General features: G+C 64.5%; 26 protein-coding genes. 8 read left to right on the top strand and 18 right to left on the bottom strand.

The window, feature by feature from the left end; genetic code table 11:
- Positions 1-157 precede the first annotated feature (157 nt).
- Positions 158-1624, bottom strand: coding sequence for a hypothetical protein (locus tag O7A70_RS09440; RefSeq protein WP_337140136.1), 1467 nt, complete (start codon positions 1622-1624; stop codon positions 158-160).
- Between the two features lie 206 nt (positions 1625-1830).
- Between O7A70_RS09440 and O7A70_RS09435 the strand changes: the two genes are divergently transcribed.
- A complete protein-coding gene (locus O7A70_RS09435) occupies positions 1831-2478 on the top strand; it encodes a sulfotransferase family protein (protein ID WP_337140135.1) in 648 nt (215 codons plus the stop codon).
- Positions 2479-2564: 86 nt separating this feature from the next.
- On the opposite strand, the gene minE is transcribed toward O7A70_RS09435, so the two are convergent.
- The 11 genes from minE to O7A70_RS09380 all read right to left on the bottom strand — a co-directional run bounded on the left by minE (position 2565) and on the right by O7A70_RS09380 (position 10864).
- The gene (minE, locus tag O7A70_RS09430; protein ID WP_027144293.1) at positions 2565-2837 is read right to left on the bottom strand and encodes a cell division topological specificity factor MinE; all 273 of its coding nucleotides are present in this window, start codon (positions 2835-2837) and stop codon (positions 2565-2567) included.
- Positions 2834-3649, bottom strand: coding sequence for a septum site-determining protein MinD (minD, locus tag O7A70_RS09425; RefSeq protein WP_027144292.1), 816 nt, complete (start codon positions 3647-3649; stop codon positions 2834-2836). Before minD ends, minE begins: the two co-directional genes overlap by 4 nt.
- A 158-nt stretch (positions 3650-3807) precedes the next feature.
- Positions 3808-4650, bottom strand: a complete 843-nt coding sequence (gene minC / locus O7A70_RS09420) for a septum site-determining protein MinC (protein WP_337140134.1) — start codon at positions 4648-4650, stop codon at positions 3808-3810.
- Positions 4651-4854: 204 nt separating this feature from the next.
- Complete coding sequence (locus O7A70_RS09415) at positions 4855-6102, bottom strand: glycosyltransferase (protein ID WP_337140133.1); 1248 nt, start codon at positions 6100-6102, stop codon at positions 4855-4857.
- 450 nt (positions 6103-6552) lie between these two features.
- Positions 6553-6702: a hypothetical protein gene (locus tag O7A70_RS09410; protein WP_140509404.1), complete on the bottom strand. Its 150-nt coding sequence runs from the start codon at positions 6700-6702 to the stop codon at positions 6553-6555.
- A gap of 50 nt (positions 6703-6752) precedes the next feature.
- On the bottom strand, positions 6753-7040 hold the full coding sequence (locus O7A70_RS09405; protein WP_337140132.1) for a PRC-barrel domain containing protein: 288 nt from the start codon (positions 7038-7040) through the stop codon (positions 6753-6755).
- A gap of 363 nt (positions 7041-7403) precedes the next feature.
- Positions 7404-7727 (bottom strand): DUF2934 domain-containing protein, encoded by a 324-nt coding sequence (locus O7A70_RS09400; protein WP_337140131.1) that lies wholly within the window; start codon positions 7725-7727, stop codon positions 7404-7406.
- Between the two features lie 120 nt (positions 7728-7847).
- Positions 7848-8444: a BA14K family protein gene (locus O7A70_RS09395; protein ID WP_337140130.1), complete on the bottom strand. Its 597-nt coding sequence runs from the start codon at positions 8442-8444 to the stop codon at positions 7848-7850.
- A 121-nt stretch (positions 8445-8565) separates the two neighbouring features.
- Positions 8566-9060 carry a DoxX family protein gene (locus O7A70_RS09390; RefSeq protein WP_337140129.1) on the bottom strand — a complete coding sequence of 165 codons (495 nt, stop codon included), beginning with the start codon at positions 9058-9060 and terminating at the stop codon, positions 8566-8568.
- A 321-nt stretch (positions 9061-9381) separates the two neighbouring features.
- Positions 9382-9861, bottom strand: a complete 480-nt coding sequence (locus tag O7A70_RS09385; RefSeq protein ID WP_337140127.1) for a tetratricopeptide repeat protein — start codon at positions 9859-9861, stop codon at positions 9382-9384.
- Positions 9862-9892: 31 nt separating this feature from the next.
- Positions 9893-10864, bottom strand: a complete 972-nt coding sequence (locus O7A70_RS09380) for an MBL fold metallo-hydrolase (protein WP_337140126.1) — start codon at positions 10862-10864, stop codon at positions 9893-9895.
- Positions 10865-11161: 297 nt separating this feature from the next.
- Between O7A70_RS09380 and O7A70_RS09375 the strand changes: the two genes are divergently transcribed.
- The 4 genes from O7A70_RS09375 (at position 11162) to O7A70_RS09360 (ending at position 16751) form a co-directional block, all read left to right on the top strand.
- Complete coding sequence (locus O7A70_RS09375; RefSeq protein ID WP_337140125.1) at positions 11162-11287, top strand: hypothetical protein; 126 nt, start codon at positions 11162-11164, stop codon at positions 11285-11287.
- A 201-nt stretch (positions 11288-11488) separates the two neighbouring features.
- Positions 11489-15604: a Pls/PosA family non-ribosomal peptide synthetase gene (locus O7A70_RS09370; RefSeq protein ID WP_337140124.1), complete on the top strand. Its 4116-nt coding sequence runs from the start codon at positions 11489-11491 to the stop codon at positions 15602-15604.
- 59 nt (positions 15605-15663) lie between these two features.
- Positions 15664-16110, top strand: coding sequence for a GNAT family N-acetyltransferase (locus O7A70_RS09365; RefSeq protein ID WP_337140218.1), 447 nt, complete (start codon positions 15664-15666; stop codon positions 16108-16110).
- Complete coding sequence (locus O7A70_RS09360; RefSeq protein ID WP_337140123.1) at positions 16107-16751, top strand: 4'-phosphopantetheinyl transferase family protein; 645 nt, start codon at positions 16107-16109, stop codon at positions 16749-16751. The genes O7A70_RS09365 and O7A70_RS09360 overlap by 4 nt, the downstream gene beginning before the upstream one ends.
- Before the next feature lie 8 nt (positions 16752-16759).
- On the opposite strand, the gene O7A70_RS09355 is transcribed toward O7A70_RS09360, so the two are convergent.
- The 3 genes from O7A70_RS09355 to O7A70_RS09345 form a co-directional block, all read right to left on the bottom strand.
- Positions 16760-17860 carry a KamA family radical SAM protein gene (locus O7A70_RS09355; RefSeq protein WP_337140122.1) on the bottom strand — a complete coding sequence of 367 codons (1101 nt, stop codon included), beginning with the start codon at positions 17858-17860 and terminating at the stop codon, positions 16760-16762.
- Between the two features lie 278 nt (positions 17861-18138).
- Entirely contained in the window at positions 18139-19035 is an 897-nt protein-coding gene (locus O7A70_RS09350; protein ID WP_337140121.1) for an NmrA family NAD(P)-binding protein, read from the bottom strand.
- Complete coding sequence (locus tag O7A70_RS09345) at positions 19032-19214, bottom strand: DUF1127 domain-containing protein (protein WP_337140120.1); 183 nt, start codon at positions 19212-19214, stop codon at positions 19032-19034. Before O7A70_RS09345 ends, O7A70_RS09350 begins: the two co-directional genes overlap by 4 nt.
- A 215-nt stretch (positions 19215-19429) precedes the next feature.
- On the opposite strand from O7A70_RS09345, the gene O7A70_RS09340 reads away from it, so the two are divergent.
- Positions 19430-20341: a transcriptional regulator GcvA gene (locus O7A70_RS09340; protein WP_337140119.1), complete on the top strand. Its 912-nt coding sequence runs from the start codon at positions 19430-19432 to the stop codon at positions 20339-20341.
- Between the two features lie 57 nt (positions 20342-20398).
- On the opposite strand, the gene O7A70_RS09335 is transcribed toward O7A70_RS09340, so the two are convergent.
- The gene (locus O7A70_RS09335) at positions 20399-20851 is read right to left on the bottom strand and encodes a winged helix-turn-helix transcriptional regulator (protein ID WP_337140118.1); all 453 of its coding nucleotides are present in this window, start codon (positions 20849-20851) and stop codon (positions 20399-20401) included.
- A gap of 113 nt (positions 20852-20964) precedes the next feature.
- On the opposite strand from O7A70_RS09335, the gene O7A70_RS09330 reads away from it, so the two are divergent.
- Positions 20965-21261 carry a YciI family protein gene (locus O7A70_RS09330; RefSeq protein ID WP_337140117.1) on the top strand — a complete coding sequence of 99 codons (297 nt, stop codon included), beginning with the start codon at positions 20965-20967 and terminating at the stop codon, positions 21259-21261.
- 51 nt (positions 21262-21312) lie between these two features.
- Complete coding sequence (locus O7A70_RS09325; protein WP_337140116.1) at positions 21313-22128, top strand: oxidoreductase; 816 nt, start codon at positions 21313-21315, stop codon at positions 22126-22128.
- A gap of 179 nt (positions 22129-22307) precedes the next feature.
- Here the strand turns inward: O7A70_RS09325 and O7A70_RS09320 are convergent, their stop codons facing one another.
- Positions 22308-22520, bottom strand: a complete 213-nt coding sequence (locus O7A70_RS09320) for a tautomerase family protein (protein WP_027144271.1) — start codon at positions 22518-22520, stop codon at positions 22308-22310.
- Positions 22521-22589: 69 nt separating this feature from the next.
- The gene (locus O7A70_RS09315) at positions 22590-23345 is read right to left on the bottom strand and encodes an SDR family oxidoreductase (RefSeq protein ID WP_337140115.1); all 756 of its coding nucleotides are present in this window, start codon (positions 23343-23345) and stop codon (positions 22590-22592) included.
- Positions 23346-23448 lie beyond the last annotated feature (103 nt).

The following is a 23448-nucleotide window of genomic DNA, read 5'->3' as shown; positions in this document are numbered from 1 at the left end:
ACTTGTCTCGCCGAGCGCGGTCAATACCGAAGACCGGTAGGTGATGAGATACTGGTCGCGGTGCGCCTGGCGGCCTCGACGGCCGCTTTCGACTGCCCGGCATTGAACAGCGCACGCTGAGCCCGAAGCGCTGGGCAACGAGACCTGCGGAGCCGAGCTACGACGTGGCGCGCAGGTTCCTGCGGATGGGCCGCCTGCCCGTTGCCCGGGCTTTCTCGGCCACCACGGCGGCGATCTCCACCACCTCGCCCTCTCGCGGTCTGCCGTTGGTGGCCTTGTGGAGCCGCTCGTAGGGCAGCAATTCCTTGATCCGGGCATTGAGCGACGCGATTTCGGCCCGCAGATCGTCGCATTCCTGCCGCTGGACATCCCGTTGTATGTCCTCCGACGCCTGTTGCAGCGTGAGCTGCGAAAGATTGGCGTTCGCCCTGGAAAGGCTCAGCTTGTCTGCTTCGTTCTCATCCGTGAGCGCGGACAATCTCTCATCGGCGATCTTCTTTTCGGCCACCGCGTCGTCCAGCTCGGTCTTGAGCCTGGCCATCTCGGCGGCGGCCGCGCTGTTCTCGTTCGAGGCCCGCTCCAGCCGCGATTCCAGGTCTTGTATCTCGGAACGCAATCCGCGCATTTCCGTCTGGGCGCGAGCCCGTTCGGCTTCCCAGTCGCCTTCCATCATGCTGGCCGACTCGGACTTTTCCGCCAGCTTGGCCTGTGTGGCCTCGAGCGCCTTCTGCAGCCGGATCTCCTCTTTCTCGCTCTTGCCGAGCGCCGCCATCAGTTCGGCAAGCCGCGCCGCTTCGCTGGCGTGGATTGTCGAAAGCTCGTCCAGCCTGTGGCGCGCCTGGGTCTCCCGCTTCAGCACCTTGTCGAGCTCGGCCGAGAGGCTGACATGTTTTTCCCGCAGCATCTTGCTCTCGCGCAGGCGCCTGTTGGCTTCGACCGTCCTGGCCGTCAGCCGGTTGGCGATGTCGCCGAATTCCGCGTCGCGTTTGGCGCTGGCATTGGCCGTCTCGGTGAGCTCGAGCCTTACCGCCGCAAGCGTTGCGCGAAGCGTCTCCCGGTCCTGGACCAGACTTGTCTCGCGCTGCTGCAGCAATTCGCACGCGCCGTCACGCTCGCGCAGCTTTGCCGCCGTGTCGTGCAGCTTTTCCGACAGCGCTCTTTGCTCCGTGATCAGGCCGGCATTCGCGAGCTCCAGCTCGTTGGCGCGAAGAATGTCGGTGTGGAGGATGTTGAGGAATTCGCGCGTCAGATGGTGCGAGGTCGAGATCTCCGACAGTTTGCCGTTGATCTCGTCCAGATAATCCCTGGCGTCGTGGAACATCCCTTCGAAGGCATTCAACGCCGCCAGCCGGGTCTGGGCGTGGGGGGTCAGTCGTGGCGCGGTTTTGGCGGTTTCGGCATTGCCCGCGTCATCCGGATTGTCCGCGGCATCCGCATATTCGGCATCGGCTTGTGGCGGCGAGGCATCGGCGCCTGACTCGGCATCGGGGACACCGTCGCCCTTTGGCGGTGACTCGAATTCGCTATCGAGGCTGGCATCCAGGGCGTCCGCCAGATCGTCCTGCAACTCCTGGAGTGCGTTATCTACGTCTTCAGCACGCTTGATCAGGCTCTTGAAGTTCATACGGAACTCCCTCTTACGCAACCAAAACCGGATATTTAACAAACTGCTAATATGTATCCTTACATCCGCTTATTCCGCAGGGGAAGCCCCCGGTGGAAAATGTAAATTTTCGACACTGGCGACTTGGATGCCGCGAGCAGCCGGTGCCAAGCCTCCGGCGCGGACCGTGGCGTTCGCGACGGTGTGAACGTGGTGTGCGGCCTGATATGGTGCCGGCAAACGGTTTGCAGGTCGAACGGGAGGGCGTGGAGATGTCGATCAAGGTGATCGGAACCGGCTTCGGCCGAACGGGCACGGATTCGATGCGCGAGGCGCTGGCCATTCTCGGCTTCGGCCCATGTCATCACATGCACGAAGTGATCGGCAACGAGGAGCAGAAACGGATGTGGCGCGCGCTGGCCCAAGGTGCCGCGCCGGACTGGAACCAGCTGCTCTCGGGCTATGTCTCCTGTCTGGACTGGCCCTCGGCGTACTACTGGCGCGAACTGATCGAATTCTATCCGAATGCCAGGGTGATCCTGACCTACCGTTCGGCCGAAAGCTGGTGGGAGAGTTTTGAAAAAACGATCGCGGCGGGACTTGAGCAAAGCGTGGATCGGGAATCGCTGGGCCTTGCCCTGATCGCCAGGCAGGTGTTCGGCGGCCGGCCTGGCGATCGAGCGCATGCCATTGCCTGCTACGAGGCCAATGTCCGTGCGGTGTACGCCGGGGTGCCACCGGAGCGGCTGCTGGTCCACGCCCTTGGCGATGGCTGGGAACCGCTGTGCAGCCATCTCGGCGTTGCGATACCGGATCAGGACTATCCCAATCGCAACAACGCCGCGGGCTTCAGGTCGAGATTTTCGCTGAACTGATCTGGACGCATACCCACGGTGCCGGCCCGGCAAAATCCGGGTTCCTCGCCCCCTCTGGAGTGGGGCGAGGAGAAAGCGCGGCGTTTTTACCCCGCCATGGCCAGCGGCACGGCGCTCTTGTTGGGGATCTGGATGTCGATTTCCAGCGTCGACATGGTCTCGCCGCGATCCATCGAGACCTGGAGATAATCCTGGTCGATCTGCACATGCCTGGCGATCACAGCCATGATCTCCTCGCGCAGGATGGAGACGAGATCGGGCTGGCCACGGCTGCGGCGCTCATAGGCGAGCAGCACCTGCAGCCGCTCGCGCGCCACCGGCGCGCTGGTGCGCCGCTTGAAGAGGTCGAGGATGCTCATGCGGCCCTCCTTCCGAGCAGACGGTCGAGAAAGCCCTTGCGTTCGAAGGGCACCACCACCGGCAAATCTTCGCCTTCCAGCCGCCTTGCCGCTTCGAGATAGGCCTTGGCGGCGTTGTTGAGCGGTTCAGACAGCGTCACCGGCGAACCGAGATTGGAGGCGCGCAGCACATCCTGGCTTTCCGGGATGATGCCGAGCAGCGGCACCGACAGGATCTCCAGCACGTCGTCGATCGAGAGCATTTCGCCGCGCGCCGCCCGCGCCGCGTCATAGCGCGTGACCAGCACATGCTTGGCGATCTGCTCGCCCTGTTCGGCGCGCATGGTGCGGGCGTCGAGCAGGCCGATGATGCGGTCGGAATCGCGCACCGACGACACTTCCGGATTGGTGACGATGACCGCCTCGTCGGCGAAGCGCATGGCGAGCTGCGCGCCGCGCTCGATGCCGGCCGGGCTGTCGCAGAAGACATAGTCGAACACCGACCGCAGCTTGTCGATCACCTCGCCGACGCCCTGCTCGGTCAGCGCATCCTTGTCGCGCGTCTGCGAGGCCGGCAGCAGGAACAGCGTGTCGACGCGCTTGTCGCGGATCAGCGCCTGCGACAGCTTGGCTTGACCCTGGATGACGTTGACGAGGTCGAACACCACGCGCCGCTCGGCGCCCATGATCAGGTCGAGGTTGCGCAGGCCGACGTCGAAATCGACCAGCGCCACCTTCTTGCCGGTCTTGGCGACCGCTGCACCCAGCGCGGCCGTCGAGGTGGTCTTGCCGACGCCCCCCTTGCCCGATGTGACGACCACTACCTTGCCCATGGAAAAAGCCTCCGTTGCCTGTTGTCGTTTGTTATGCCGTGCGCCGCACGGTCAGAGCCTGCCATCATGCCATCCCAAACCGGTCCGAGGCTTGCGCGCGGTGCTTCGGCGCTTGTCCGGACCGGAACCGTGAAACCGGGCGTCAGCATCGCGCCGCCCTAGTTCAGGGGCACGACGGCGAGCATGTCGCCTTCGAGGAAGGCCTGCACGGCCTTGCCGCGCGAGACGCCTTCCATCTCCTCGGCGGTCGTGTACCAGCCGTCGACCGAGATCAGCTCCGCCTCGTTCCTGCGGCAGAAGATGCGCGCCGACCGATTGCCCTGCGAGCCGGCGATGGCGCGGCCGCGCAGCGTGCCATAGACATGGATCGAGCCCGCCGCGATGATCTCGGAGCCGGACGCGACCGAGCCGAGCACGATGACATCGCCATGCGGATGGAAGATCGACTGCCCCGAGCGGATCGGCGACTTGACCATCAGCGTGCCGGCCTGCACCGCTTCCACCACGCCGGCTTCCGCCGCCTTGGCAGCCTTGCCCTTGCCGGCCTCGGCCTTGATTTCGACCGGCTTGCCCTCTTCGGGCTTGCCGGCGTCCTTGCCGCGATCCGAAAACACCGTCTCCAGCTTGCCGGCTTCTTCCAACGCCTCCGCCTTGCCCTTGCGGCCGGAAAGCAGGCCGTCCGAAGTCGCCTCCTTGGCGCCGGTCAAAAGCGGCGGCAGGTCAAGCCCCAGCGAAGCCCCTTCGAGCTCGATCGCATAGACCCGGATGCCGCGCGCGCCGAGCGAAGCGACCAGCAGCGCGATGTCGGCGACCTCGGGCTTCAGCACGTTCAAATCGAGCACCACCGGCCGCCCGGCAAAATACCCCGGCGAATTGCCGATCCAGTGATCCAGCCCCTCCAGCCACGCCGAAATCGGCGCCTCCGGCGTGAGCGAAAAGGCCACGAACGAACGGGCGCGAAAACGAATGGATTTTGTTTCGACGGGGGCGGCAAAGGTCACGGCCAGCGAATCCTTACTGAGAGGTAAACGCTAGGGGGTTAATGGTTAACGAATGGTTAACGGGGGTGGGCCAACCTGGCAGCACGCACGGGAAATTGGAGGCCGGCTACGCGCCGGCAGCGGACACCGGCCTACATGTTGGGGTGTGTTGATTTGGGCCGCTCCAAGACGGCCCTCGTAAAGCCGGCGCTTAGAATTTGGTCCTCAACGTAGAAGGCGCTGGCGTTCAAGGAAGCTAATTGCGTTGCCGACACCGTCTTCGGCCCCGATCGCTTCGCCGAGCTTGCTTGCTCTCTGATGCATAAATGCACTCCCCGTGGCCTCTGCGATGGCCGCGGCCAGCAGGTCCGCGGATAGCTTCTTCTTGTCGATTGGCGCAGGTCCCGCGCCCAGATCCTCGATCCGCTTTGCCCAGAACGGCTGGTCACCAAAGAACGGACAAATGACGTTCGGCTTGCCGGCTCGAAGCGCGGCCGCTGTTGTGCCAGCGCCGCCGTGATGGACGCAGGCCGACATGAGCGGGAACAGCATCTCGTGCGGTGCGCCCTCGATGAAGTGGACATGACCGATCCCGAGATCGCTTCTAATGGCGCCGCCGCCGATTGCGAGGACGCCGCGTCTTCCGGCCTTGGCCAGCGCGTCAACCACGAGTTTCGTCAAGGACAGCGGATCGATGCCCGGCATGCTGCCGAAGCCGACATAAACAGGCGGCTCCCCACCCTCTATGAAACTTTGGAGGTGTGCGTTTGGACGCCAATCGGTATTGCCGCTCAGGAACCAGTAGCCCGTCACTGCAACCGTGTCCGGCCAGTCGGGCGGAACGGGCAGGACGTGTGGACTGTAAGCATAGAGCGTTGCTCGGGGGCGCAGCTTTTTCTCCGGTTTCCGCGGGAGTTCGAGCTCGGTGGCGCGCCACTCGCCGACCATTTTACGAAAGAGCGCATCGCCGCTATGCGCCATCACACTGTGCGTAAGCTTGTTGAGGGGACCAAGCGAACGGAACTGAACCAGCGGGCTTGCAAATGCGGCTGTCGGCGTAAAGCCTGGCAGGGGCGAGGCGAGAACGGCTGGACAGGATTGCTTTTCCGCGATGTGCGGCGCGGCGATCGCCTTGGGATGATAAATGAACAACTCAGGGCGAAACTGCCGGGCGGCCTGCCACTCGGCCGTGAGTTGTTTGCGTCCGATCGGCCTGAACTGTTTGATCATCTTGAAGCCGGCAGCGAAGCCGGCACTGCCGGCCATCGCTGCCTTTGCTTCCGGGGTTTCCATCAGCTCGAGGAATTCAGCGGGCAGATGCGCGAACGCGATCCCACGCGTCCGGACGAAAGATTCGAACTGAGAGGGCGCGGCGATCAGCACCTCGTGCCCCGCTTGCTTAAGACCGAGTGCGAGAGCCAGATAGGGCTGCACGTCGCCGCGTGTGCCAAGGGTGTGGATTGCGACTCTCATAAACTCGCTCCTGAGAAATGCTTCTCCGGAGGACAACACAGAGTGCCCAGATGAACTCGTTGCTGAAAGGCCATAAGCCGTTCCGAAGGGACTACTCCCGTTGGCGGCCCGACCAACGTTCATACCTGCCCAGCGGAACTGACCGGACACCCGCAATTTCTATGGCAGCCCAGGCGTCAGCTTTCAAGTCGAATGTCCGCTCCGGGCCCACCAGCGGCCGGCAGATCAAGAGCTAGCTTGTGGCCTGGACACCGACAATGTCCGCGTCCGCCTAGTAGAGGAGCCGGGCTCTAAGAATGCCCGACATGCGGGCATTGCTGCCATTCGTACGCGCTGCCATTCGTACGCAGAGGCAGAGGATGGCGAGGCTCCAAAGGGTCAACAACGGTCTTAGGCTGGTCGCTGGAGCGCGTCGTGATAGCCATGCAGCCGGCAAGATGCGGTAATCCCTCACCCCCGCTTGAAATACTGCACCTCCCGTTCATGCTTCTCCGCCGCTTCCCGCGTATCAAACGTCCCCAAATTTCGCCGCTTCCCCGTCTTCTCGTCCTTCTTCCTTGAATAGAGCCGGTATTTTCCGTCTTTCAGCTTCCTGATCATCGGTCTCTCCCTTGGCGAAGGGCCCGGCGATCGCCGAGCCCTTCTTGTTGTCAGTCGCGGTGTTCGGGCATGGCTTTCAGCTGGTCCTTGGTCCAGCTGGTCACGGCGTGGACGTCGCCGTCCTCGTCGCGCATGAAATCGAGTTCGTTGGCGGCGACGGCGACCGGTTTGGCGCCGATGCCGAGGAAGCCGCCGACATCGATGACGACCTTGCCGCTGCCATGCATATGGTCGACGGAGCCGATCTTTTCGTCGTTGGGCCCGTAGATCGTCGCGCCTTCAAGCGTGTCGGGGGTCAGTTCGGCGGGGCGGAGCCTGACGTGGTTTGCGTGGTCCATGAGTGCATCTCCTCTGGGGGCTGGGACAGGGTGAACCTCCGAGGCGGCCAAGGGTTCCGACATTGCCGCGGATGACGGAAGTGGCGGGCGCAGATGACGGAGGACAGCGCTCTACCCCCCTCTGTCCTGCCGGACATCTCCCCCTCAAGGGGGGAGATTAGCAGCTTTGCCGCCGGCTCTGCTTTTGCGACTTGGTGATTGGCGAAAGGGGCGGTGACAGCTGATCTCCCCCCTTGAGGGGGAGATGTCCGGCAGGACAGAGGGGGGCGTCGTAGAGAATTGACTTTGCGGATTTGGGGACCGGCTCGATCAATCATCTTCTCATCAAGCCGCGCCAACGCATTGTCTCGAAATGCCTCGCGTTCAGCGCCTGCGCTTGGCCTTGAGGTTGCGCGCGGCCTGCTCGATCGCGGCGCGGTCGGTGCCGAGCCTGTCGATCAGCTCCTGCGCCTCGTCGCCCGATATGCCCGTGCGTGCCGCCAGCGCTTCAACCTGCAGAACGTCGGAGCTGGCGATCTCGCCGGTCTGCGGCAGCGCGTCATCCGCCGTCAGCGGCAGGGCGGCTTCCCGGTCGATCTCCATCTCGGCCTGGCGCCAGTGCCGGTCATGGTCGCCATGCGCGCCGCCTTCGCGCTGCCAGATCTCATAGGCGCGGGTTCTGATCTTGTCGTCGCGGTCGTCGCTCATCTCTTTTCCTCCACTCATGTGAGGCATGAACGCCGCGCCGATCCGAACGATCCAAAAAATCTGCGTGATCGTTGGGGTCACAGGGCGCCCATTATGCAGCGCTGGTCCCGCATCCGGTGGCTATTCGCACTGGCGCCTGGGTCCGCCGGAATAGGGCTGGTAGCTGTTGTCCTCGGGCCGGTAGGAGCGGTAGCGGTTGAAGCAGGAATCGACATGGTCGGCGGAAAGCCCCGTGGCCGCCGAAGCGGCGTCGCCCGTTTCGGCATAGCTGACGTCGGCTGAAGGCTTTGCGCCCTGGTCGGCGCCGGCGTCGAGATAGGGCGAGACGCAGGGGCGCAGCCGCCCGCTATAGGACAAGTAGCTGTTGTCGTCGGGATGGTAGGAGCGGTAGCGGCTGGCGCACCACTGGAGATGGGACGCCGGCAGCGCCGCGTCGCTTGCCGCGGGCTCGATCGAGCCGGTCGCGGCCGGATCGGGTGCCGGCTCCTTGGCGGCGATGTCGGGCGGGGCGGGCTGGTCGGCCGGCAAGCGTTCGAGGTTCTGCGCCGCCTTGTTCACCGGCCGCGCGTTCCTGGTCCAGAGCTCCGCCACGCTGACGGTCGGCCTTGCCTCATGCGCGGGCTTGGCGGCAAGCAACCAGGCGGCGAAGGCGAGCCCGCTGCCGAAAACCGCCAGCGTCAAAACGAAGCCGCTGACCAGTGCCACAATCGCTTTCACGTCACGCTCCTTCAGCCCCTGCTTATAGAATGCGGAGCATCAAGGCTGGTTCCAGCAAAGTGCGTGTCGCAAGCGTGCTTGGACGAGGCGCGCGGGCTCAGCCCCGCTCAAACCGGCAGCCTCAGGGAAAACTGGTCTCCACCGCCAGCAGCGCCGCCACCATGTCCCTGTCGCGCCGCCGCTGCTGCAGGTAGCCGGCTAGGAGCCAGTCCAGCGAGAACCTGCCGGCGCCGGCCGCGGCCAGCACGAACATGCCGCCGGCGATCGCAAGATCCTTTTCAAAATGCAGCAGTTCGTTCTGGCTGGCGAAGTTGGTGTGGAACAGGGTTGCGGTGGCAAGGCAGAACAGGCCGAGCCCGATGGCGCCCAGCCGCGTCAGCAGGCCCGTTGCGACGGAAAGCCCTGCCCCCAGTTGCAGGGCTACGATAGCGATGAACAGCGGCAGGCCGACGCCAAGCGCCGCCATTGCCTTGGCGGCGCCTTCGAAATGGGTGGCCAGCGTGGCGCCCTCATGCAGGAAGATGAGGGACAAAAGCAGGCGGCCGGCGAGCAGCGCCACGTCCCTCAGATACAGTCTGGTGGCGAGCAGCTTCGCGGCGCGTTGGTTCAGGGTCATGGTCGGCTCCAATATTTTGGGCACAGGCGACGCCAAGCGGGAATGGCGCCTGCCGAATGTGATGTCTGAAAGGGCCGGAGCCGGCTCGAGGGAGAGGCGCCGGCTCCGGCAATGGGCGCCAGCCACGAGCGCCCGAATTTTGGTGTGTTGGGGACGGGTTCGCGCCAAGGCCCCCTCATCCGGCCGCTGCGCGGCCACCTTCTCCCCGCTGGGGAGAAGAGGCTTGCGCTTGTGCCGGCTTCCTCCTCTCCCCTCGGGGAGAGGTCGGATTGCCCCGAATTGCCCTTCGCAATTCGGTTGGCAATCCGGGTGAGGGGGAACTTACTTCGTCACCTTGGTGTCGATGGCCTTTTGCAGGTCGGAAAGCTCCTCGCAGCCGGCCGGGCAGAGTTGCTGCAGTGAGGCCAGTTGCTGATTGGCCTTGGCCATATCGCCGGTCTCGACATAGAGCTCGCCCAGATATTCGCGGGCCGCCTTGTGGTCGGGCTTCAACTCCAGCGCCTTGTTGTAGTAGGTCAGCGCGGTGTCGAAGTCGCCGGTCTTGCGCAGTGTGAAGCCGAGCAAATTATAGACGTCGGCCTGCTGGTTGTCCTGCGCGAGGTCCCGCAGATCGGCCAGCGCGCCCTTATAGTCCCTGGCGTCGAGCTTGGCCTTGACGGCGGTGAGGTCGGGCGCGTCGGCGCCCTCGATGTCGTCCACCGCAAAGGCCGGCATGATTGTGGCGACGGGAACGACGGTCAGCACGGCAATGGCGCCGAGCAGGCCGAACACGGCGTTTCTGCCCAAAAAGGATTGTTTCATTGTCTTTCTCGCTTGGGTTGGGTGCTGGCGCTCAAATCTGGACCGGAGTGAAGCCATAGGCGCTGCCGTCTTTCACAAAGACGCCGGTGCCGGGGAACGGGAAGTGCGAGCCGGAAATGCGGATGTTGTCGGCGATCACCCGGTCGATGATCTTGTGGCGCGTGGCGATCGCCGTCGGCCCGTCCTGGTCGTAAGCGCCCTGCCATTCCGGATGCGGCGCCAGCAGCGCCGGCACATACATGGTGTCGGCCGATATCATCAGCTGCTCCTTGCCGGAATTGGCGAGATACACCGAGTGGCCGGGCGTGTGGCCTGGCGCGGCGATGATCTGGATACCGGGCATGACCTCGGCGCCGTCCTCGACCAGCTTCCAGTTCTTCCATTTCGGGAAGTTCTCGGCGATGCGCTTGCCCGCCGGCTTGCGGCCCTCGGGCAGCTTGGCCAGACGGCTGGGATCGGTCCACCAGACGTACTCGGTGGCGTTGACGATCAGCTCGGCATTGGGGAACACCGGCGTGTTGGTGCCCTTCTCCATCAGGCCCCAGACATGGTCGGGGTGGAAATGCGAGATCATGATGGTGTCGATCGCCTTGTAGTCGATGCCGGCGGCGGCCATGTTGGCCGGCAGATGCGTGGCGTTGGCCTGCCACTGGCCGACGCCGGAGCCGGCATCCATCATGATCAGCTTGCCGCCCATCTTGAGCACGGCGACGGTGAGCGGAATGGGCATGAAGTCGGTGGTCAGCCCCGCCTTGGCGAGTGCCGCCTTGGTGTCGTCGACCGAGACATCCCTGATGAAGGCCGGGTCATGCGGCCTCTTCCAGATGCCGTCATAGATGGCGGTGACCTCGATATCGCCGACCGAGTATTTGTAGAAGCCGACTGTGGGTTCCACCGGCGTCTGCGCGAAAGCGGGCCGGGTGAATTCCAGCTTGCCGGCAAGGCCAAGGGCGGCAGCGGCGGCGGCGGATTGAAGCACTGTGCGGCGTGACATGCTGAACATGGTGATCTCCTCTGTTGAGTTGTGGCTACTTTTTGAAGGAATGACGGGGGGCCAAGCCGTGGCCGCCGCTTGCAGAGAAGACCCGCAAGGGCTCCGCTTTATTCCCGGGGGCGGTGAGATTTTTCTGGAAGGCCGAAACCGGCGGCAGCGGCCAGCCGGAAGGGCGCGCCCAGACACAATCCAGAAACAAGTTTCAACAGTTCGGAAAAACTGGCGAAAAGATCGGATGGCATAAGCATCCCTCAACGGCCGGAAATCTGGCCGCCGCGCAAGGCATACGGGGTTTGGGTACGGGCGATGCAACGAGGTTCGAACGGATGGATGGGTGCCCTGCCCGGCATGTCGCTCGCCGTGCGCGGTGCCCAGGCGATCCCCCGCGTCCATGCTCCCGAACATGTGAAGACGGAGCGGTCGATACTGTGATAACCGCCCGGCCAAAGAGGACCCGGCGGTCAGCGATCGCCGGTCGGGATACCGGAATCTTCCGTTTTGGAAGCTTCGGTCATTCCACCTCCATCAACAACGATCAAATTGCAGCGGCGGCGCAGCCGACAATGCCTGCTCGAGCGGCGGCATGATCGAGATGTGCCTGTGAGAGCTTCGCCAGGACGAGAAAGTTTGGAAATGGACCACGGTATCGATATCGCCGAACTGGACAGGGAAGCGGCAAGATCGGGCGGAGAGCCCGAGACCAGCCCCGACAGCGCCGATGCGCTTGCGGGAATTGCCTCCGGAGCGCGCAGCCAGGTCCTGGTGGGTGCCGATTTTGCCCGGGCAGGTCAGCCGGGCGAGCGGCTCGACAAGGTCTTCGAGCAACTCGCCGAAACATTCGCCACGCTGCCGGCGGTGATCTCGGAGGGCCGCGGCTGGACCTATCAGGAGCTGGATAGCCGTGCCAACCAGTTCGCCCGCCTGCTGGTCAAGCGTGGCGTGCGGCCGGGCGACCGCGTCGGCCTCATTCTCGACCGGTCCGCGGAAACCTATGTGGCCCTGCTCGCCGTGGCGAAGGCGGGCGCCGCCTTCGTGCCGCTGGCGACCGCCTTTCCCGAAGAGCGCATGGCGCTCATCATCGAAGACGCCAACGTCAGCCTGATCGTCACCATCGCCACCTATGCATCGCGGGCCGACCAGCTGCCGGTTCCGCATCTGTTGATCGACAGCGCCGCCGCCGAAATATCAGCCCAGTCCGACGCGCCGCTGAAGCCGCACAAGGCGCCGGCCGCCACTGCGATCGAAGACATCTGCTATATCCTCTATACGTCGGGCACGACCGGCAGGCCCAAGGGCGTGGCCATCCGCCACCAGAGTTTTGTCAACTTTATCCGCGTCGCCGCCGCGTCCTACGGCTACCGGCCGGGCGATCGCGTCTACCAGGGCATGACCATCGCCTTCGACTTTTCCTCCGAGGAGATCTGGGTGCCGTTCGTCGCCGGCGCGACCGTCGTGCCCGCACCGGGCCAGATGCCTCTGGTGGGCGAAGAGCTCGCCGATTTCCTGCGCCATCACGACATCACCTGCATGGCCTGCAGCCCGACGCTTCTGTCGTCCATGACGTCGGACGTGCCCAGCCTGCGCACGCTGCTGGTGGGCGGCGAGGCCTGCCCCCACAATCTGGTGGCGCGCTGGTCGAAGCCCGGCCGGCAGATCCTCAATACCTATGGCCCGACCGAGGCGACCGTCACGGCAACCATGGGTGCACTAATGCCGGACCGGCCGGTGACGATCGGCGCGCCGCTGCCCACCTATTCGATCGTCATTCTCGACCCTTCGCTGCCGCAACTTGCCGAACCAGGTGAACTGGGCGAGATCGGCATTGCCGGCATCGGGCTGGCGGTCGGCTATCTCAACAGGCCGGACCTGACCGAACAGAAGTTCATCGCCGATTTCCTCGGTCTGCCGAACAACCCGTCCAAGCGCATCTACCGCACCGGCGATCTTGGCCGGATCAACGACGCCGGCGAGATCGAGTATGCCGGGCGCATCGACACCCAGGTGAAGATCCGCGGCTATCGCATCGAACTCGGCGAGATCGAGGCCGTGCTGCTGGACCAGCCTGAAATCGCGCAGGCCGCCGTCACCACCTGGGAGATCGAGACCGGCCGCGTCGAGCTCGTTGCCTATTACGCGCCCAAGGCCGGCCAGCCGGCGCTCTCGCGCGCCGACATCGCCCAGACGATGAAGCGGCGGCTGCCGGACTACATGGTGCCCTCCTATCTGGAGGAACTGCCGGCGATCCCGATGACGGTCTCCAACAAGGTCGATCTTCGCCAGCTTCCCAAACCGACGAGCGTCCGGCTTTCGGCCGACCGCGCCATGGTGCCGCCCGGCAATGACGACGAGCGTTTCCTGGCCGACGCGCTATGCGCCGTGCTGAGATTCGACGACGTGTCCGTCGAGGACAATTTCTTCGACGATCTCGGTGCCAACTCGCTGCTCATGGCGCATTTCTGCGCCCGCGTGCGCACCCGCAAGGAATGGGCGACGACGTCCATGCGCGACATCTATCTCTATCCAACCGTGGCGCGCCTGGCCAATCACCTGAGCGTGGCGGAAGAGATGACGACGGCCACCAACGAGCCCGTTCTCACCCGCCAGGCGTCCAACCTCGTCTACTGGACCTGCGGCGCGGCGCAGTTGCTGTTTTACGCGCTTTACAGCTACGTGGCGTTGTGGGCGGTCAATGACGGCCTCAACTGGGTCTATGACACGCTCGACGACCCGCTTCAGCTTTATGTCAGGTGCGTGGTGCTCTCGGCCGGCGTGTTCTTCGGCATGTCGGGCTTTGCCGTTGCCGCCAAATGGGTGCTGGTCGGCCGCTGGAAGGCGGAAGTGTTCCCGATCTGGGGCCTGCGTTACTATCGCTTCTGGGTGGTCAAGACCTTGATCCGCACGGCACCCGTCGTGCTGTTCCGCGGAAGCCCGCTCTACAGCCTGTACCTGCAGCTTCTGGGAACCAGGATCGGCAAGAACGTGGTCATCGAATCCCGTGCCGTGCCCGTGTGCACGGACCTGATTTCGATCGGCGACCGTACGATCCTGCGCAAGGAATCGCTGATCCTCGGCTATCGTGCCCAGGCCGGCTATATCCACACCGGGCCGCTGACCATCGGCCGTGACGCCTTCGTCGGCGTCGGCTGCACGCTCGACATCGACACCGCGATCGGCGAAGGCGGGCAGCTCGGCCATTCGTCCTCGCTGCAGCGCGGGCAAAGCATCCCGGACGGCGAACACTGGCATGGATCGCCGGCGGTGCCGACCACGGCGGACTATTGCAAGGTGCGCAACGTCAACCCTCCCCGCATCCGGCGTTTCCTCTACGAAGCCGTGCAGCTGATAGGGCTGTTTGCCATCGTCACCCCGCTGCCGCTTTTGTTCCACAGCTATTGGGAGAATGTCGGCGACGACTATCAGGAGACGATCGGCATCGTGGCGATCGGCACCACGGTCACGCTTTTCGGCTACATCGCCTCGGCCTTCCTCGCCGCCACGGTGGTGCCGCGCCTGTTCAGCCTGATCCTGAAACCCGGCCGCACCTACACGCTTTACGGCTTTCGCTACTGGCTGCAGACGGTCGCCGAGTTCTCGAGCAACTCACGCGTGCTCGGGCTGCTGTTCGGCGACAGCTCGGCCATCGTCCACTACATGAGCGCCATCGGCTGGAACCTCAACAAGGTGGTGCAGACCGGCTCCAATTTCGGCTCCAACCAGCAGCATGAAAACCCGCTGCTGTGCGAGATCGGCACCGAGACCATGGTGTCGGACGGGCTTTTCATGATCAACATGCACAAGTCCGCCTCCGCGTTCCGGCTCGAGCCGACGCGGATCGGCGAGCGCAACTATCTCGGCAACAACATCTACTATCCGCCGGATGGACGCACGGGCGACAACGTCCTGCTCGGCACCAAGGTGATGGTCCCGATCGACGGGCCGTTGCGCGAGAATGTCGGCCTTCTGGGCTCGCCGCCCTTTGAAATCCCGCGCATGGTGAACCGCGACAAGGAACTCATCGCCGGCATCGACGAGGCAGACCGGCGCCAGCGCATCCCGCTCAAGAACCGTCACAATCTGGTGACGATCCTCCTGTTCATGGCCACGCAATGGGTCATGCTGTTCGCCACGCTGGCGATCTGGGACCGGGCGCTCAACTATTATACCGAATGGGCGGAAATCGCCCTCTTCGCGGCGGTGCTTTTGACCTCGGCGATCACCATTCCGTTCTACATCTTCGTCGAGCGGGCAAGCCTTGGTTTCCGTAGGCTGAAGCCGCGGATAACGACGATCTACGACGTCACCTTCTGGCGCCATGAGCGCCACTGGAAGTTGGCGGATTCGCCTATCGTGCGCCTGTTCGGCGGCACGCCGTTCCGGCCGATGATCCTGCGCATGCTGGGCGTCAAGGTGGGCAAGCGCGTCTATGACGGCGGCGCCAACCTGACCGAGCGTTCGCTGGTGGAGATTGGCGACGATGTGACGCTCAATGAGGGCTGCGTCATCCAGGCCCATTCGCTGGAGGAAGGCGCGTTCAAGTCCGATTTCATCCGCATCGGCGATGGCTGCACGCTCGGGCCCTCCGCCTTTGTCCATTACGGCGTTGTAATGGGCAAGGGATCGATGGTCGATGCCGATTCCTTCGTGATGAAGGGCGAAGAGCTGGAGCCCAACTCCATCTGGCGCGGCAACCCGGCCAAGCTGCACCGGTTCGTCGAGCCGATCATGGAAGACGGCTCCAGGGCGTCCTGACGCTTGAGCCCGATATCATCGGAGGCTACGTGGCAGAGCGATCGGAAGGCACAGTGGACATCCGTATCGCTCCCGTGACCAAGGCCAATCGCGCTTTGGTCACCGCGTTGCAGCTGGCGCCGGAGCAGATGGATTTCGTCGCCAGCAATGCGGACTCCCTGCGCGAAGCCGGATCCGATCGGGACGCGCGGCCGCGCGCCGTCATAGTCGGGGACCAGCTTGTCGGATTCCTGATGTACGAGGCGCCACGGGACGACGACGAGGCGCGCATCTACCGCTTCATGATCGACCGCGCCTGGCAGGGCCAGGGCTACGGCAAGGCCGCGCTGCGGGCGGTGCTGGAGGAAATCCGCGGGCTCGGCCACATCAGGCACGTGTCGATATGCTACGAACCGGAGAACGAGGCGGCACGGCGGCTCTACCGCAGCGCCGGTTTCGTCGAGGAGGGGCTCGATGAGGACGGCGAAATGATCGCCGATCTCGTTCTCCCGGCCGGCGACCGATGACGCCATCAGCCGATCCGTCCGAGGAAATCGCCCTGGCGCGCGCCATGGCCGCCATGGCCCCGGCCGGGGTCCGCACCGGTTGCCGGATCATCCGCGACGGCGACGAGGCCCATCTGTTGCCGGCGGAGGCAGGCTCGATCCCCGCACGCCAGCCGGCCATGCGGCGGGCCAGTGGCGCGGCGCGCTGGATCGCGCACCGGCTGCTGGCGGACGCCGGTTTCGACGGTTTCGCCCTCTTGCGCACTCCATCAGGTGCACCCGCCTGGCCGGAGGGGATAACGGGCTCGCTCGCGCATGACGATGACATGGCGGTGGCGGCGGTCGCGCCCGTTGCCTGCATCGGCTCGCTCGGCATCGACGTCGAGCCGGCGCTGCCCCTGCCCGACGACATTTTCTCGCTCGTAGCCATTCCCGCCGACCGGATGGGTGCAGCCGACCGGCAGCTCGCCGGCCGCATCCTCTTCGCCGCCAAGGAAGCGGTCTACAAGGCTGCCTATCCGCTGGATCGCGAGGTGCTGGGCTATGAGGACATCGCCGTGGACCTCGAGACCGGCCACGCGACAACGAGCACCGGCCGCAAGGTCAGCATCGCATACTGCATCGCCGCGCGCGTGGTCGTGCTGGCGTTTATTGCAGAATAGGCATCGGCCTATTCGCCAACCACCTCGCGATAATCCCTCACCTCCCCATCCAGCCCGCGTATCCGCCAGCTCTGCCCGTCCTGTTGCTCGACATGGCAAGGTCCGAGCGGCACCTTGCCTCCCCCATCCGGCAGGTCGATCACATAGACCGGATTGCAGATGCCCGACAGGCGGGACCGCAGCGCTTCCACCAGCGCCTGGCCTTCGGCGATCGTGGTGCGGCGGTGCGCCATGCCGCGCGCCAGGTCGCCATGGTGCAGATAATAGGGTTTTGTCCCCAGCCGGTACATCAGCTCGCGGCAGAGCTCTTCCAGCACCTCGACCGTATCGTTGACGCCCTTGAGCAGAACGCTCTGGTTGAGCAGCACGAATCCAGCCTGCCGCAAGACGCGGCAAGCCGCTTCGGTGGCATCGGTGATCTCGCGCGCGTGGTTGAAGTGGGTGACCACCGTCACCATCAGCCGGCCCTGCAGTGCCGCGACGAGCCCTGGCGTGATGCGCGAAGGCAACGCCACCGGCACACGCGTGTGGATGCGCAAGAGCCGGACATGGGGGATGGTCTCGATGCGGGCACGGATTTCGGCAAGCGCCGCATCGGGCAGCGACAGCGGATCGCCGCCGGTCAGGATCACCTCGCGGATTTCGGGGTGGCCGGCGATATAGGCCAGCGCCGGCCCCAGCGCCTCGCGCGTATAGCCCCGGCCGATCGAGGTCAGCGATTCCTTGCGGAAGCAGAACCGGCAATAGACCGCGCATTGATAGGTCGGGAATAAAAGCACCCGGTCGGCATGGCGATGCGTCAGGCGAGGCACCGGGCTGAACTGGTGATCGGCGATCGGGTCGCCGAGCTCGCCCTCCGCCTCGTCCAATTCCCCAGGCGACGGGATCACCTGCGCCCGGATCGGATCGGCGGGATCGTTCCAGTCGATCAGGTCGAGATAGCTCTTTGGCGCGCGCACCTTGTGGAGCGTGGCGGCGGCTTGCGCGGCCTCACGTTCGGCCGGCGAGAGCGGCAAGGAGGCGAGGTCGCGCGCATGGCGCACCCCGGCGCGGACGTCGTCCTGCCAGGCGGCGTCGGCGGCGCGGGTTGCATCTTTGAGGTTTGGCATCGGCAGGTCTCGGGCTGTTCGCGCGGACCTATCGGCTGGATGGGCTGTCGGGTCAACCACTGCCGCAACGCCAACCATGTCCGCCGCGCTCTACGGCGCCCCCCTCTGTCCTGCCGGACATCTCCCCCACGAGAGGGGGGAGATCGGATGTCGCGACGGCCTTCGCCAATCTCCAAAGTTACAAGGGGAACGCCGGCGCCCGAGCTGCCAATCTCCCCCCTTGAGGGGGAGATGTCCGGCAGGACAGAGGGGGGCGCCGTAGAGTGCCACCTTTGCCTTCACAACCTCCGCCCACCCGCGCCCGCCATCGTCACAAAAGCGCTTTCGATGCTTTCAAACCTCAGTTCCGGATAAAGCTCACCCGCTTCAGGCGTGGCCGTCTCAAGCGCGGTCTCGCCGCGGATCCAGAATGCGCGCAGCAATCCAAGGCCGGGAACCGCCGCGATCAGCGCTTCAAGCTCCTCGGCGCTCATCTGCTTGACGCGCGGCGAGCGGCCGCTCACCCGGCGCCACAGCTCGATCATCGCGCCCTGCGTGATCTTGTTCTGCGCGATCCGGATTTCGCTGCGAACGGCGTCGGGATCCTCCAGCGCACGCAAGGTGACCGCCGCGATATCCTTCTCGCTGACAAACGTCGCCGGCACATTGCCGTCGCCATAGAGCGTCACCTCGTCGGGCGGCAATGGCGACGAACCGAAGCGCGTCAGGTCGCCCAGTGTCGCCACCCAGGTCGAGAAGAAGCCGTTGGTGTAGATCACGGTATAGGGCAGGTCGGCCTCCCTGACTGCGTCGAAGACGGCCCGCTTGATGTCGAGCGGTTCGATCGAACCGGGTGCGGCGGCCGCAAAGTCGAGGCCGAAGCCGGCGGACGGCACATAGCGGGAGACGCCGGCATCCCTGACGGCGCGCACCAGCGTCATCTCGCTGGCCGAACCGACATGCACCGAGCTGATGACACGATCGACCTTGCCGACGGCGCGCACAAGGCTGTCGTAGTCGTCGAGATCGCCGACATGCACCGTGGCGCCCAATTCCTTGAGCGGGCGCATCCGCGCTTCATTGACTGATGTGGTCGACCGGACGAGGACATGGAGGCTGTCGCCATTGCGCGCGCTGGCCTTCGCCATCTCGCTGCCGAGAAGCCCGGTCGCGCCGATGATCAGGGTGCTGGTCATATCGCCCTCCCATTGCCAAGGACGGAACCGTCCCAGTCGCGTTCGAGGCCAATGTCATGCAAACGGCGATCGGAAAGCCGGGAGATCTGGCGCAGCGTGCGGCGGCGCTCGAACGCTGCCGCGCTTCGCATGGCAAGGCCGCTCACCACGGTGCCGATGGGTCGAAGGGTCAAGGTCATGATCCGTCTCCTGTGTTTCACTGGGCGCAAGCCTGCCGATATCGCCCGGGCGGGGCGAGCATGACGATTGCTCACACTTGTCTGGTCAATTCAGCACATCGATGAACCGGAAGTCCGGTATGGATGCTTGATACGCCTGAATATTGGGTCATTCGCGGCTGGACGACAAACGACTCTTTGTGCAGGATTTGTGAGCAACACTCACAGGTCGAACCATGCCGCGCAGATTGCCGCCCCTCACCGCTTTGCCCGCCTTCGATGCGGCCGCCAGACATTTGAGTTTCTCCAAGGCCGCCGAAGAGCTCAACCTCACCCATGGCGCGGTCAGCCGCGCCATCCGCAACATCGAGGACAGGCTGGGCATCCAGCTCTTCGATCGCGGCACACGCTCCGTGCGCCTCACCGCTGTCGGCGCGGCCTATGCGGCGGAGGTCGGCAAGGCGCTCGACCAGATCGCCGCCGCCACCATCGCCGCCACGCCCGACCGCTCGACCCGCATCCTCAACGTCAGCACGTCGGATGGTTTCGCCGGGCGCTGGCTGGTGCCGAGGCTGCATCGCTTTCATCGCGCCAATCCCGACATCGACGTGCGGCTGGCGACCTCGGGCGTGCTGGCCGATTTCGTCAGCGACGGCATCGACATATCCATCCGCTACGGCCGTGGCGGCTATACCGGGGTGACGGCGGAATTCCTCGCCGATGAAGAGGTCTTCCCCGTCTGCAGTCCCGAACTCCTGGAAGGCGACCATCCGCTGCGGCAGCCCGGGGATTTGAGGCATCACAAGCTGATCCACGACGCCTTCCGCATCGACTGGGCGACATGGCTTGAACAGGCAGGCGTCGAAGGCATCGACCCCAAACGCGGCGTGCGCTTCGATTCCGCCACCTTCGCCGTCGAGGCCGCGGTGCATGGCGAAGGCGTGCTGCTCGGCCGCAGTGCACTGGTCTCGGCCGACCTCGCGGCAGGCCGGCTGGTCCGGCCCTTCGACCTGGCGTTGAAATCAGCGGCCAGCTACTACGTCGTCTATCCCGAAGGCGCGCTGCGCCAGAAGAAGATCAGGGCCTTCCGCGACTGGCTGTTCGCCGAGATCGCGGTCGACTGGGTCGGCGCGAAGAAGAGCGGCTGATCCGGCGAAGGGCCACCTGAACTCTCGTCCGTTCCGGAGCGGAGGCTACGCAACCAGTCAGTCCGACGGATCGTCAGGCAGCTTGGGCATCACGATCTGGATGGGACGGCTGCCGATCGGCGCTCCGGTCCCGCGATCGATGCTGACCGGGTCGATTTCGGTTCCTGTCTCGGCGTCGAAGAACCGGGTGAAATCGCCGCCGCCCCGGTGCCTTGCCCCCCATGCGGCGAGCGAAAACAGCACGGGAAGCAAATCCTGACCCGCCTGGGTCAGCACATATTCATCGCGTGGCGGCCGCTCTGAATATCGCCGCTTCTCCAGCAGGCCTTCCTCCGTCAGGGTTGCCAGCCGGCTGGTCAGCATCGTCGGGGCGATGCCGAGGTTCTTGCGAAATTCGTCGAAACGGCTGAGCCCCGCATGGGCGTCACGCATGATCAGCATGCTCCACGTGTCGCCCACCGAGCCGAGGCTGCGGGCGATCAAACAGGGCTGGTTGGAAAGATTCTTCACGTCGATACCATTTTGATAGTGACTTACTACTAATTTGATAGTATCTGATCCCGCGAAGCCGTTCCACCGAAAAGTGAAGGTGACGGCCGGACTCGCGCCGCTGGAGTTCCCAAATGAAGTTCTATCTGTGCAAGTACATCCCGCCCCGCGCCGACTTTCTCGCGACCATGACCGGCGACGAGCGGGAATGGATGAAGCAGCATGGCGCCTTTCTGGACGAGTTGCTCGATCGCGGACTGATCGTCGCCCATGGTCCGGTGATGGATCCACGCGGCGGCTATGGCCTGTCGCTCTACCGGATCGCCGAGGGCCAGGACATCCAGGCGATAACCTCGCAAGACCCCATCGTGAGGAATGGCGCCGGGCATTACGAACATCACCCCATGCTTCACCTGAGCGTGCGCTGCTGACCCGTGCGTCAGCACAAGCGCCATGACCCGTACATCTCGAAGGATATTGAAATGAATACCAAAAATCGCGGCGTCGCCGTCGTCACCGGGGCCGCCGGCGGTATCGGGCTTGCAACGGCCAAGGCCCTTCTGTCGGCCGGCTACCGCGTCTTCGGCACGAGCCGGAAAGCCGCAACCGGGTCGCCGGCCGGGATCACCATGCTGAGCTGCAACGTGACCGAGGCGGACTCCGTCGCACGCATGGTGTCGGAGGTCGTAAGCCAGGCCGGGCGCATCGACCTGCTCGTCAACAATGCCGGCAATGCACTGATCGCGGGTGCGGAAGAATCGTCGGTCGAACAGGCAAAAGCCCTTTTCGACGTCAACGTTTTCGGTCTCATCCGCGTCACAAACGAGGTGCTGCCGGTCATGCGGCGCCAAGGCAGCGGCCGGATCGTCAACATCAGTTCGGTCGTCGGCTTTGTCCCCAGCCCGTTCAGCGCGCTCTACACATCCACGAAACATGCCGTCGAGGGCTATTCCGAATCGCTGGATCATGAGGTCCGTCCCTTCGGTATTCGCGTCCTGCTGGTCGAACCGGCCTTCACCCGCACCGCTCTCGATCACAATGCGACGAAGCCGGACAGGATGATGAGCGTCTATGATCAGGCGCGGGCAACGGCGACCGCGGTCTGGAACAGTGCGATCGAAGCCGGCGATGCTCCCGAGATCGTCGGCCAGGCGGTCGTCACCGCGGCCACCGCGACATTACCGAAGCTGCGCTATCCCGCCAGCAAGCAGGCGCGCCGCCTGTACCTGCTGCGACGGTTTGTTCCCGCGAATGCCTTCGACAAAAGCCTTCGAAAACAGATGAACCTGCCGGCGTGACAAACGCCACTGTTCGGCGGGCCAGTTTTGAGACGCCGCCCTGAACGAAGCGAGACAGGTGGACAGCCAAGAGCTGCCCACCCGGCCGCCGCCGCTGATACATGTCGCCCCCGCGGGCAGAGTGGACGTTGGCGTGCGCCGCCACCAGTCGTCATATGGCGGGTATCGCGTTCGGAGGCCTATTCCTTGGCGCGAAAAGCTTCCGGCACGATGAAAACCTCGTCGGCGCGGCCATAGCCGCCGTCGGCGACTTCCTCCACCAGCACCATCGTGTAGGGCCGCACGCCCTCGCCGAAAAAGTCGACGAACATGGCCGTCGTGCGATGGATGAGGTCTTCCTTCTGCGCCTTGGAGAGCGCCGCCTGCGGCATCTTGATGTTGGCGAACGGCATGATCTTTTCCTTGTTTCTTTTCAGGTTTTGGGATGGAGAAGGTTGGCAAGGCAGCAGCGGCCTGCCGCCTCAGATCACACCGCCATTGGCGCGGATGATTTGCCCGTTGACCCAGCCGCTGTCCGGCCCGGCCAGGAACGAGACCACGCCGGCGATGTCGTCGGGCTGGCCGAGCCTGCCGAGCGGGATCATTTTGGCGGTGGCCTCGATCTGCGCCGCGCTCTTGCCGTCCGTGAACAGCGCCGTCTCGACCGGTCCGGGCGCCACCGCGTTGACGGTGACGCTGCGCGCGCCAAGCTCCTTGGCCAGGATATGCGTCATCGCCTCGACCGCCGCCTTGGTGGCGGCATAGACGCCGTAACCCGGCTGGTAGAGGCCGACCACGCTGCTCGAGAAATTGACGATGCGGCCGCCATCGCGAAGGCGTTTTGCGCCTTCGCGCATGCCACGGAACACGCCGCCGAGATTGATCGCGACCTGGGTGTCGAAGAAGGCGTCATCGGCCTGCGCGATCGGCGAAAGCTTCATGATGCCGGCATTGTTGATAAGGATGTCGATTCCGCCGAACGCCTTCTCGCCGGCATCGAAAAGGCTGGCGATGCCGGCCGGATCGGCGATGTCGGCCTGCACGGCGATCGCCTTGCCGCCATCGGCTTCGATGGCGCGCACCAGCGCCTCGGCCTCCGCTTGTCCCCGCGCATAATTGACGACGACGGCGATACCGTCGCCGGCGAGCCGCCGCGCGATCGCCGCGCCGATGCCCTTCGAGGCGCCGGTCACGATCGCCGCCCTGGCTTGGCCCGTACTTGTTTGGTCAGATGTCATGGAAGTCTCTCCGTTTTCTCGGTGAGACGGATATAGGCGAGGCCAATTTCCGGATAATCAACCATCTCTTGACATCACTATTCGGAAACTGCGAACAAAGGTC

Source organism: Mesorhizobium sp. Cs1299R1N1 (assembly GCF_037179655.1).
GTDB lineage: Bacteria > Pseudomonadota > Alphaproteobacteria > Rhizobiales > Rhizobiaceae > Mesorhizobium > Mesorhizobium salmacidum.
Note: the sequence above shows the minus strand (reverse complement) of the source record. Positions and strands in the feature narration are given on the sequence as shown.